4 protein-coding genes are annotated in these 12,329 nt (G+C 36.7%); 1 reads left to right on the forward strand and 3 read right to left on the reverse strand.

Annotation, left to right across the window (positions count from 1 at the left end):
- The 3 genes from Q1A60_RS14520 to Q1A60_RS14530 form a co-directional block, all read right to left on the reverse strand.
- On the reverse strand, positions 1–6,881 hold a 6,881-nt coding region (locus Q1A60_RS14520; protein WP_300007896.1), incomplete at its 3' end, for a hypothetical protein.
- Positions 6,882–8,265: 1,384 nt separating this feature from the next.
- Positions 8,266–8,574 (reverse strand): hypothetical protein, encoded by a 309-nt coding sequence (locus Q1A60_RS14525; RefSeq protein WP_299762552.1) that lies wholly within the window; start codon positions 8,572–8,574, stop codon positions 8,266–8,268.
- A gap of 40 nt (positions 8,575–8,614) precedes the next feature.
- Entirely contained in the window at positions 8,615–10,279 is a 1,665-nt protein-coding gene (locus Q1A60_RS14530) for an alpha/beta fold hydrolase (RefSeq protein ID WP_299762549.1), read from the reverse strand.
- A gap of 717 nt (positions 10,280–10,996) precedes the next feature.
- Here Q1A60_RS14530 and Q1A60_RS14535 point away from each other — a divergent pair.
- Entirely contained in the window at positions 10,997–11,965 is a 969-nt protein-coding gene (locus Q1A60_RS14535; RefSeq protein ID WP_299762546.1) for a glycosyltransferase, read from the forward strand.
- Positions 11,966–12,329 lie beyond the last annotated feature (364 nt).

Below are 12,329 nucleotides of genomic sequence, written 5' to 3' on the forward strand. Positions count from 1 at the left end.
ACTGTTCCATCACCACCCGTAGGTTGGGTGATACTCCATGTGCCTTCCGTTGCGCCTCCTCCGATACTTGATCCTACCAAAGTGTAACTTCCAAAGTCGTTACATAATGCAATGTCATCACCTGCAGCAACCGTAGGCTCTTCATTTATCGTTAATGCTACCGTATCTACCGCTGGACTCGATGAACATGCGCCCGTAGCCGTTACTGTCTTGGTAAGGGTCACTACACCTGCGGAAATATCTAATGTACTTGGCGTATATACTGGATTGTCGATCGTAGCATCATCATACGTTCCTGATCCACTGGTTGTCCAAAGAATCGTTCCATTACTAGAGCTTCCACCTGTAACTGTATACATCCCATTTGAACAAATACTCGCCGTGGCTGGTCCTGCATCTACCGTAGGTGCTTCCTCCACTGTAATCGTTACTGTATCTGTCGCTGGTGTACATGGCGCCGTAGCATCTGTAGTTAAAGTAAGTACATATACCCCTGCTACCGTAGCACTAAATGTTGCCGTATCTGGGGTCGTCGTTGCTGTCAATGGAGTGACTGTTCCATCACCACCCGTAGGTTGTGTGATACTCCATGTGCCTTCCGTTGCGCCTCCTCCAATACTTGATCCTACCAAAGTGTAACTTCCAAAGTCGTTACATAATGCAATGTCATCACCTGCAGCAACCGTAGGCTCCTCATTTATCGTTAAGGATATATCATCACTGAAAAAACTAGAAGAGCAAGCTCCTATTCCCTTTACTGTCTTGGTTAACGTAATCATCCCTGCTGTGATATCTAATGCGCTTGGAGTATACACAGGATTATCAATAGTAGTATTATTAAAGATACCACTACCGCTAGTTGTCCAAGATATCGTACCATTACTCGAGCTTCCGCCTGTTACCGTGTACATCTCGTCTGAACAAATACTCGCAGTGGCTGGTCCTGCATCTACCGTAGGTGCTTCCTCCACTGTAATCGTTACTGTATCTGTCGCTGGCGTACATGGCGCCGTAGCATCTGTAGTTAAAGTAAGTACATATACCCCTGCTACCGTAGCACTGAATGTCGCTGTATCTGGAGATGCCGTCGCCGTTATTGGGCTTACTGTTCCATCACCACCCGTAGGTTGGGTGATACTCCATGTGCCTTCCGTTGCGCCTCCTCCGATACTTGATCCTACCAAAGTGTAACTTCCAAAGTCGTTACATAATGCAATGTCATCACCTGCAGCAACCGTAGGCTCCTCATTTATCGTTAATGCTACCGTATCTACCGCTGGACTCGATGAACATGCACCCGTAGCTGTTACTGTCTTGGTAAGGGTCACTACACCTGAGGATATATCTAAATCACTTGGCGTATATACTGGATTGTCGATCGTAGCATCATCATACGTTCCTGATCCACTGGTTGTCCAAAGAATCGTTCCATTACTAGAGCTTCCGCCTGTTACCGTATACATCTCATCTGAACAAATACTCGCAGTGGCTGGTCCTGCATCTACCGTAGGTGCTTCCTCCACTGTAATCGTTACTGTATCTGTCGCTGGCGTACATGGCGCTGTAGCATCTGTAGTTAAAGTAAGTACATATACCCCTGCTACCGTAGCACTAAATGTTGCCGTATCTGGGGTCGTTGTAGCCGTAGTTGGACTCACTGTTCCATCACCACCCGTAGGTTGGGTGATACTCCATGTGCCTTCCGTTGCGCCTCCTCCGATACTTGATCCTACCAAAGTGTAACTTCCAAAGTCGTTACATAATGCAATGTCATCACCTGCAGCAACCGTAGGCTCCTCATTTATCGTTAATGCTACCGTATCTACCGCTGGACTCGTTGCACATGCGCCCGTAGCTGTTACTGTCTTGGTAAGGGTCACTACACCTGCGGAAATATCTAATGTACTTGGCGTATATACTGGATTGTCGATCGTAGCATCATCATACGTTCCTGATCCACTGGTTGTCCAAAGAATCGTTCCATTACTAGAGCTTCCACCTGTAACTGTATACATCCCATTTGAACAAATACTCGCCGTGGCTGGCCCTGCATCTACCGTAGGTGCTTCCTCCACTGTAATCGTTACTGTATCTGTCGCTGGAGTACATGGCGCCGTAGCATCTGTAGTTAAAGTAAGTACATATACCCCTGCTACCGTAGCACTGAATGTCGCTGTATCTGGAGATGCCGTCGCCGTTATTGGGCTTACTGTTCCATCACCACCCGTAGGTTGGGTGATACTCCATGTGCCTTCCGTTGCGCCTCCTCCGATACTTGATCCTACCAAAGTGTAACTTCCAAAATCACTACATAAGGCTATATTATCGCCTGCCTCTACCGTTGGAATCTCTTGTACAACAACATTTATTGGAAGCTCATCCGTACAACCGTTTGTAGTAGTTGCTAAAATATAATACGTTGTTGTAACTGTTGGACTTACCGTACTATTTGTCAATTCATTCCCTAGCATTGCTGGTGTAGCACTATGATACGTAATACTCGCACTAGTGCTATTAGCATCCGTTATGGTTACTGTTGTTAAATCAAAACTATCACCAGAACATATAGTAGGAGTATCTGTAGTATTGATATCTGGAACTTGATTGACAGTTAATGTAACTGGAAGTTCATCTATACAACCATCTGTGGTAGTTGCTAAAATATAATACGTTGTTGTAACTATTGGACTTACCGTACTATTTGTCAATTCATTCCCTACCATTGCTGGTGTAGCACCATGATACGTAATACTCGCACTAGTGCTATTAGCATCCGTTATGGTTATTGTTGTTAAATCAAAACTATCACCAGAACATACCGATGGGGTATCTGTAGTACTGATATCTGGAACTTGATTGACAGTTAATGTAACTACGGTAGCAGCACTCTCACAACTAATCGTTTGTGTAACATATACTGTTGTCATACCAACCACTGTATTCAAAAAATTTAATTCAGCAATTGTAGGAGCAGCAGGATTAACAGTACTAATAGGCATTGTCAAAGCAGCATCACTATACCACTGTAATGCTGTTCCTGTAGCGGTAGGTGCTGTAATAGTTTCTCCAATACAATAAGTATCTGGATTGAAAGTAACAGATGGCGCACTCGGAGGAGTACAACCTGTACTAATGGTAACAGTAACTGTAAACGGAACAGGAGTGGAAATACAACCTGTTGAAGAATTTATAACGGTAATTGTTCCATTGTAAACACCAGGAGTTGCTCCACCAGGAATCGTTAGTACAATAGGAGAAGATGGTAGACTGGTTGGTGTTGTAATATCAACAAATCCTTCTGCATTTGCAGCTGTATCAAAATCAATAAGATATTGATCAGGGCTATTCGTTGTAGACGTATAAGGTAAATTGGCTGTAGTGGTTCCTGAACTAACTGTTGGATTTGTTCCTAAGGTGATAGTAGGAGAATTTGTATTTGTCAATGTGATTGGTCCAACAATTGTATTTGATTGACACCCCATAGCATCTGTTACTGAAATGTTTGTATAGTCTCCAGCTTCTAAACCATTAACTTGTATTTCAGATGTCCCAGTAGTTATATTTTGTGTAGGTTGTGCAACTCCATTAAAACTATATGAAACATCATAAGTTCCTGGAGTAACACCTGTTATAATTATAGTTCCGTTTGGTGTTATACAACTTGTCGGGTTTATATGTGTTCCTTCTCCAATAATAGGAGCTCCTGGGTCGCTTAATATAGCGCTTACTATATTAGAATCACATCCATTAAGTGTAACTATAATATTTGAATAAGAACTTGCTGCAAGGCCTGTAATTTCAAATTCGCCACTAGCATTTGAAGTAAAGCTACCTGCATTTACAGTGGTACTATTATCGTCGTAAATAAGATTATCATATAACGTAGAAGGGCTTAAACCACTTAATGTAATAATTCCATCAGTACCTCCACAACTAGTAGGGCTTGTTGAAGAAATTGAAATAACAGGAACGCTATTTACAACAATAGTAAAGACCTCTGGCGAACTTTCACATTCTATAGAATTAGAATTTTTTATAGTAAAAGATCCAGTATATGTACCCGCAGGAATTCCTGAAGGGATACTTAGCGTAATTGGGCTAGTAAAATTAGTATCATCTATGATATCTGAAAAACCTTCAGTTTCTGCAGCCATATCATAATCTATACTATAACTAATTGCTGGACCATTAGCGATTATTAAATACGCTAAATCAACCGAAGTATCTCCTTCACAAACATCTAGCATATTTGATGTTAAATCTATTTCTGGTAATACATTAACCGTAACATCAATAGGAGGTGATAATATTGTTTCACATAAAATTCCTCCTATTCGTTGTGCATTTACAGTAATACTAGTAATTGAAGTTGTTAAAGGAAATGTTGTCAAAACAAGTGCAGAACCGTCTCCTAATGCAGCAGGCCCTACTCCATTTCCAGCTTGATCAATTAGCTCATATACCACTAAATTTTCTGTGGTAGTTATTTCAAATGTAATCGTATCTCCTTCACAAATAACCGTGGTGGTGGTTGCGCTGAAACTCTGATTAACTGGCAATCTACACCCTATGATAGGTCCTGTTACTAAATTACTTTCACATAACATCCCATTTTGAACTGTAACAGCTACTTCACCTCCAGCATATAAAACATCAAATCCTGCACTTGCAGCATCTAAACCAGTAATTGTCCACATGCCTCCAGAAGCCATAGCTGTAAAACCCGGGATTATAGTATCATCTATATATAATTGAATAATACTTCCATCTGGTGCTGTTGTGGTACCAGATACGCTAGCATCACCTTCTTCTAATGGAGTTGTATCTATTGTAGCAGTATCTGTTGTTTGGCTAAACACTTGAACTTCATTAGACAAATCACTTTCTAAATCCCCAGTATTAGTTGCTGTGGCGGCTATATAATTTCCTACAGGAATTGAGAGTCCTGTCACCGTCCAACTCCCATCAGTTGCTACAATAGTTGTCCCAATTGAAGTTCCTATTGCCACAGGGGAAGTGGTAGATGTATATATATTTATTGTAGCTCCTATTTCAGATGACGTCCCGCTGACTTCATTAATGAATCCTGTAGATGTACAAAATGTCCCTTCAATAATTGGGGCTATTGATTGTGTTTGTACTGAAATAGCTACTGATTCTTGAGGACATTCTCCAACTTCTTGGTTAAATACAGAAATACTATCACCAGCCATTAAACCAGAAATACCTGATATAGACCAAGTAGTTCCCGAAGTAGTTGTCATAAAAGTTGTAACAACACCATTTATATATAAAGTTATTGTAGCTGTGCCTGATGGAGCTGCATCTAATGTTCCGGTTATTATAGAGGTAGTTTCTAAAATAGGGGATGTAGTAATGGTAGGTAATTGAGATGGAGTTCCTGTTATACATATAAATGGAGAGGCATTGGACTCACAATTGCCCGGTTCTTGAACTGTATAATAATAGATTCCCGATAAGGGAGAACCACAATTTCCTCCTTGATTACAATTTCCTGTATTAAAATTACCATTACAACTAAAAGCATATTCTCCTGTTGTTCCATTTTCTACTGCTGTACCTACAAGTCCTGTTACTGTATTATAAAATCGAATCGTTGCGCCACTAGGCAAACCCGTCACTACAATTCTTCTATCACTTGAACAAAACAGATTTGCTGCTATTGGAGTTGGAGAACAGACTGCTCCTACAGTAGTCGCATTACAGACATCTGTAGATTCTGATTTTTCTTCAGTACCTGTAGCCATTGCAACAGCTTCTGTTACTAAAGTTGTTGCCGTAAAAATTTCATTAGCCACGAAAGGAGCCAATCCAGATAATGTCCATGTTCCTCCTGAAACTGTAGTTGTAATTGGTTCTGGGTTCCCATCTCTATATACAGTAATTGTAGCTCCATCCACTTCTGTAGATGTACCAGAGATCGAAGTTGCACCAACGGCTAAGGGACCTGTAATTGTTGGACAATTTGCTCTTGGCGCTAATCCATCGATAATTTCATCAATGGGAGTAGGTGGAAAAATATCAATTACTTCCTCAAAAATTGTATCATCAGTTCCAGTTTGATCATCAACACCAGATACATCTGACAGACTGTTCCCTAATGCTGAATTAGGGTTAATGACTGTCGCTCCAACCATTCGTAACGGCGTAGAAGTAGTGATACCCGGAAACGCAGTCGTTATATCTGCAAAAGGAATATAGAAATCATAAAAGAAATCATCATCTCCACATATTTCTGAAAGAGCAATCGATTTTTGAGCAAAATCATCAAATGGCCTATCCACTGTATGATCTCCTATTTCTGTACCAGAAGTTGCGCCATCAACATCAAAAAGAGCTACACCAAAATTGGTTAATAATACTATTTCAATTTCAAATCCTGGATTTCCAGGCACAGCATTTGGATCGGCATCGGGACCAGAAAATCCAAAGCTTTCGTCAGTATCGATCAATATAGAATACCCTTTTGAATTACTAGCAGCACCACCTAGCCTGAAACGAAATAATAAATTATCACTGGCATCTAAATAGGAATATGTAGAATTATTATCTGCAGATCTCACTAAATCTGTAAATCCGCAGCTAGGTCCTGGACCTAAATCGCTATCTGGCTCACCAGCTCCTACACTTGGAAAACCAACATATGGGATTTCACTTTCTGTTTCATCATCAGACATAAATCCAGCATTGGTAGCAGAGGTATAACCATCTCCATTAGGATCTAATATAGGTTGACCAGCGCCTGCCGGATCAAATATTAACCCTTTAGTCTGTCCATAAAAATTAAATGACGCACTTAAAAATAAGAAAAAGGCAAAACAATACCTTTTTAAAATTATACCATAAGTAGTTTTTTTCATAAGAAAAGCTATATTTTGAATAGTATATAAGAATGTGTTTTTAACTTAAATTACCTGTAAAGAAAATTGACTATTTCTTTTTTGTGAGAAAAATCTTTAAATATACTATATGAGTTTTTGCAATTTTTAACATACTGATTAGCAATTAATTTAAATGTATATAATTATATTCGAAGAGCGAATATATATAACATTATTATTATATTAACGTTTTTAATCGGTAAAAAATGCCTTTAATCGAAATTTATTTATGCCTAAGTATTAATCACAAGTGCCTTATCAAAGATTAAAAAGTATAGATTTATTATGTTTTTTAAAAAAAAAGAATAATTGACAATTATTAACTAATGACCTACTTACTCTTATACAAGAGTATTGTCCAAACCCGTTGTGCATTTTGACAAAACAATTGTCATAGTATCCTATCAATCTTCATTATTTTCCTCAAATCCTAAAGGAAGTAATGAAGATTTCTTCGATTTACCCTTCAGAGAGGGGAGAAATCAATTCTTAAAATAATTTATAAACCCGTTGTTCATTTAGATGTTTATTACTCTAATTTTTAGTGAAATTTTTAGTTTTCACCTCAACCCTAAAGGAAGAACTAAAAATTTTGTCGATATTCCCTTTAGGATTAGGGAAAAATCGATAAAATTTCTTAACATGCACAACGGGTATTAATAAACATTTTTTATGAGTCATTGTAAGTTTGATATAACTTAACATAGATTAAATATAAATAACTGTTTAATTTCTTAATCTATTTTTGTAGGAATTTACCGTAACATATTTATAATTAAAATCACTTTTCTAAAATGTGGCATTATTAAATAGGCTATACCCTAGGTTTGATCCCTAAGAGCTCTACTTTTTGTACAAATTACTGAATATCTGATTTATGCGATTCGATAATGAATTAAGAAGAAGAACTTAATAGAAGAAATACTACCTTTTGATAGCGTTTTTGTTTTAATACTTTTAGGCAAGAAGTATATCCTAAGCAAAATTGAAGGGAGCCCAAGAGGAGAATCAAGTCCAAAGGCTCTGGGACTCTGGAATCATTTTTTAACAACAAATCTCCATATTTCAAGCCATATCTAATGTAATCTCCTCAACTTTCTTTTGCCGTCTTAGAGCTATCTTTCTATGGTCGTGAATTTTATAAGTTCGCCACCACTTCGCTCTCACTGTGTTTGTATATCTCGTTGTACGCTTTCGCGAAAACAAAAAAGGTCTTACCTCCAAGCGAAGAAAGATTATTTTACAAACTAAATATTAGTTTTTTTACTCAAACTGTTGCACTGTCCCAGAATTTGCGAGTACAAGTCATTCATATCGGCATCACCAACAATCATAGTAAAGATGCTGTTTACCTATACAAGTACTAAGTTATATGCTTTCGCGAAAGCGAGATATTATGTAAAATACAGCTACAGGTAGAATGGATTTGCTGTTTCTTATTGATTACATCTTCTAAAGGTGGGTATCCCAAAGATATGAGTACGTTTAATACTTCTGATACCTGATGCGCAGTTTTAAAATAAAAGGCAACTATTGCTGTTAGCGAGTCTAAGTATACTTGTTCAATCACATCTACTTTTCTAATAGCATCGGAAATCATTGGAATGCACTTTTTGTAAAAGGGAGTTTGAACTGGTATTTTAGCAAGTTGGAGCGTTTCTCTTTGATACATTTTTATCTTTCAAAAATCATAAAAATAGATGCTATCTGTTTTATGGAGTAGCAATCATATCTGTAGGACTGACTCCAAATTCTTTCTTAAAGCATTTTGAAAAATAAGAAGGGCTTGAAAAACCAAATTGAAAGGCAACTTCTGCTACGGTATCTTTATAAAAAAGTAATGCCGTTTTAGCTCTTTTTAGTCGCATAGACGTAATCAATGAACAAAGAGATTTTCCTGTGACTTCTTTTACTTTTCTTTGTAATTGACGTTCACTTAATGATAAATCTCTACAAAGAGTCTCTATTCCAAAGTCTGTATTATCTAAATTTTGTTCAATAACTACTAGTAATTTTTCTAGAAAGCTCTCGTCATTTGGATCACTAATAAGTTCCTGATGTGGTACCTCTTGTATCACTTCGGTTTTACTTTCTGCCACGAATAACTCACATATTTTCGTAGATTGATATTTTAAGATAGCGGCAGTTTTAATAAACTTAACATCGCCTCCAGATAGTATATTTTTTACGGTCTGAGATACAAGAATTTGATTTAAATGTGCTTGTAAGCGTATGGTTTTTATCATATAAATGTCTTCTGTTGTTAATTGACATCTATCTATGATATTTCCCTCTCGGGCATACATTCCCATCGTAGAACACAAACCAAATTTTTTGGATTTTTCCAGTAATTGTAAACTACAATTTGCTGCATTTTTGGCAGATGTAAAAGTAGCAACAAAATATTCGGTATTCGTTTGTATAAATTGCCCATTATATGCATTAACTAATGTGCATATCCAGTCGGTTTTATATCTTTTATGAGGTATTTTTTCAATGTGACCAAATAGCATGGTAATTAAGCCTTTTTTGTAGACATTTCTTTTTGATAATGACCCTATAAAGTCTTTCATTTCTACCAACACTTCTTCTGTATTTCCAGCCCAAAAAAGATGATCTTCTCCATCAAACTCAACAAATTTTGCATCCTCAATACGCTCTGCAATAAATCTTCCTTCTTCAATCTTTACATCAATATCATGAGTACGCTGCATTAAAAGGGTAGGTACTTTGATGTAGGATAAAATATCTGTAATATTTACTTGGGTATTCATCTTTGTAAGTAGCATCGCTGCCGAAGGACTGGCTCCTGATCTGAAATAACTAGCGAGCCAATTCATAAATGCTGGATCTTTTGCTTTAGAAGGGGCTAATGTTTCTAAATTCATTTGACCGCTTCCCCAACTATGCTCAATCATATCATATACTCCCTGGCGTTCTTGGTCTGTAGGCGCCCATGGATAGTCTTCTGAATAGCGTCGTTTTGCAAAAATTCCAAACGCCATTAATGCCAATACTCGATTGGGATACGTAGCACTGAATAAAGCAGACGCACTTCCTCCTTCTGAATGTCCGAATAAAATCGCTCTTTTAGAATTAGCTGCATCCATTACTGCTTTGATGTCTTCCATACGCTCTTCCAGTGTGGCATATGACTCCATTCTATCTGAAAGGCCTGTTCCTCGTTTATCAAAGAGGATAATTCTAGCTATTTTCCCTAATTCTTCAAAGAAGTGAACTAATTCTGGACATGCCCACATCCAATCTATATTAGAAACCCATCCTGGAATATATACAAGATCTACGGGACCTGTACCAAATACTTGATAGGCAATATTAACAGTTCCGCATTTTGTGTATTGAATTGGAGGAATCATACATCATCTAGTTTAAGATCTGGGGATCTTTATTTTAACTAGTATCAAATTAAGCAGAAAGCGTCAACGCAAACAAAAAATAAGGGGTCTCAAAAGAGTAGCAGAAATCTTATATCACTAACAATGAGCAATTTAAAATATTATGTGCTACTGCATATAACTCATTCTTTCCTGTTTACTTAAGAGTTTTGCAGGTAACATATATATTTCAACATAATCTGTATGAGCTATCCCTCTTCGTGTTTTCTATGATTATGAACCTGCCCGCAGACAGGTCTCACAAGTTCAATTTCGCGAAAGCATAAAAAACATTTAAATAACCCGTTGTGCATTTGATTCTATTTCTACTACTTTTTCCCCTACCCTAAAGGGTGAATAATAGAAATTTTCATTCCATCCTTTAGGATTTGAGGACAAGAATGAAAATATAGTATCTAAATCCACGCTATTTTTTCTAAATGCACAACGGGTTTAAATAGTATCTAAGCATCCTATTTTAAATGCTTCAGTATCGAATTTCTAAATATGCTGTTTTAATAATAAGCAGTACACCAAGATTCTACTAAAAAAGTAATAGATTTACTTTTTAGTATAAAATTAGCTTCCGATACTTATTTACTACCTTACTTTATATCATTACTTTTTGTTGTATTTCTAATATTGCCATAGCATCCTTTTTATTTTAAAATATCATCATAATCTCTTTTTAACACTTTTATGGTTTTAAGCGTTATCATTCCTGTTTACAATACAGAGAAGTTTATTAAAAAATGCATCCTTTCTATTTTAGATTTCTGTGACAACTCTATGGACATAGAGGTCATTGCTGTAAATGATGGTTCTACAGATACTAGTTTAAAAGAATTGCAAGCCATTCAGGACACGAGACTCATTGTTATAAATCAAGATAATGCGGGAGTAAGTGCAGCAAGGAATAGAGGGTTGGATGAAGCCAAAGGGTCATACGTCTGGCTTATAGATGCAGATGATTATTTAAGCGATCATTTTATTGGAGAAGTATATAACATCTTGACCAAAACAGCTCCAGAACTTCTCCTTTTTGGGATTAATTGGGTAGATAAAGATACCTTGCTGGGACAACGTATCTATGCTCCAGGAGAATATACCGTATCACAAATTATAGAGGCTCGTATTTATGACAGTAATGTGTGGAGTAGAGTGATTAAAAGGGACCTTATCGAAAATCATCATATTCGGTTTATTGACGTCATGAATGGAGAAGATTTTGATTTTTGCATCAAAGTATTTTGTCATGCTCAAAAAGTCACCATTCCCAAAATTATTGGATATAATTACCTTACAAACCCAAATGGATCTAGTAAAAAAAGAGCGCAAACGCATCTCAAAAATCTAGCTATTGACTCTGTAAAAACGTTAGTATATCTTAAAGCTTTTTTTGAAAAATCAAGAGGAACACTACACAATGAATTTGAAGTTTTTAAGCCTTGGTTTAATAATAATATTTTTGGATTATTATTCAGTTTATACAGGTTTGACTACAACATTTCTTTTGCAAAAAATATCATTCATTCTTTAGCGAAAAATGGGTATTATCCTGTGGAGACAACGGGTCAAGGTCGCAAGCAAAAAATATTCATCTCTATAGCCAATCGGAAATCACTTTTTATAAGTATTCTCAAGCTTAGACGTTTTTTAAACATATAACGTTAAAAATAATACGTGTATCCTAAAAATTAATGCTTCTTTATACGCTTTCGCGAAAGCGTATAATAAAACTAAAAATGTGCTTAATTGGAATTCTGGATGTAAAGATCTTATATGACTCCTTATTACTCTTTATAAAAACGCACTTCTTTTTGGCATGAAGCTTCATAGAAAAAATGTCTCCAAAAGAAAGCATTTTTTGTTTTATTTCTACTAGACAATCAATTACACAACAAACTACCTGCGTTCTAAAATGAGTAGAAAAACACAGTTCTACCATTATGGAACCGAGGCAAGTAATCATTAATAGATATGAAAATCATCGTTAAAGTGTTTATTTTATCGATGAAACGCATATTTAAAG

The sequence above is a fragment of the uncultured Dokdonia sp. genome, from assembly GCF_947492535.1.
GTDB lineage: Bacteria > Bacteroidota > Bacteroidia > Flavobacteriales > Flavobacteriaceae > Dokdonia.

Bases quoted from the DNA above. Each gene is read 5' to 3' on its own strand.
- Q1A60_RS14525 (WP_299762552.1), bottom strand. From the start codon at position 8,574: ATGTATCAAAGAGAAACGCTCCAACTTGCTAAAATACCAGTTCAAACT.
- Q1A60_RS14530 (WP_299762549.1), bottom strand. From the start codon at position 10,279: ATGATTCCTCCAATTCAATACACAAAATGCGGAACTGTTAATATTGCC.
- Q1A60_RS14535 (WP_299762546.1), top strand. From the start codon at position 10,997: ATGGTTTTAAGCGTTATCATTCCTGTTTACAATACAGAGAAGTTTATT.